We start from the raw sequence: 552 nt of genomic DNA on the forward strand, positions 1-552 counted from the left end.
AGTAGGACGTTGCCAGGCAATATTATTCCGCAGTAGCTCAGCGGTAGAGCTATCGGCTGTTAACCGATCGGTCGTAGGTTCGATTCCTACCTGCGGAGCCATTGGAGAGCTGTCCGAGTTGGCCGAAGGAGCACGATTGGAAATCGTGTATACGTCACAAGCGTATCAAGGGTTCGAATCCCTTGCTCTCCGCCATAGGATTTATAATATTTGGCCCGTTGGTCAAGTGGTTAAGACACCGCCCTTTCACGGCGGTAACACGGGTTCGAATCCCGTACGGGTCACCACTTTGGAGGATTAGCTCAGCTGGGAGAGCACCTGCCTTACAAGCAGGGGGTCGGCGGTTCGATCCCGTCATCCTCCACCATATGAATTTTATATGAATAGTATTATCGCGGGGTGGAGCAGTACGGTAGCTCGTCGGGCTCATAACCCGAAGGTCGCAGGTTCAAATCCTGTCCCCGCAACCAAATGGTCCCGTGGTGTAGTGGTTAACATGCCTGCCTGTCACGCAGGAGATCGCCGGTTCGACCCCGGTCGGGACCGCCATTT

General features: G+C 54.3%; 6 tRNA genes. All 6 read left to right on the forward strand.

What is annotated here, in order from left to right:
• The first annotated feature begins 26 nt into the window (after positions 1–26).
• Positions 27–101: transfer RNA gene (locus COK05_RS30365), tRNA-Asn, on the forward strand.
• A 2-nt stretch (positions 102–103) separates the two neighbouring features.
• A tRNA-Ser gene (locus COK05_RS30370) sits at positions 104–195 on the forward strand.
• Between the two features lie 17 nt (positions 196–212).
• A tRNA-Glu gene (locus COK05_RS30375) sits at positions 213–287 on the forward strand.
• A gap of 4 nt (positions 288–291) precedes the next feature.
• Positions 292–367, forward strand: a tRNA-Val gene (locus COK05_RS30380).
• Between the two features lie 26 nt (positions 368–393).
• Positions 394–470 (forward strand) — tRNA-Met (locus COK05_RS30385).
• Between the two features lie 3 nt (positions 471–473).
• Positions 474–549: transfer RNA gene (locus tag COK05_RS30390), tRNA-Asp, on the forward strand.
• The last annotated feature ends 3 nt before the right edge of the window (positions 550–552 follow it).

The sequence above is a fragment of the Bacillus cereus genome (genome assembly GCF_002567495.1).
GTDB classification, from domain to species: Bacteria; Bacillota; Bacilli; order Bacillales; family Bacillaceae_G; genus Bacillus_A; species Bacillus_A cereus_AQ.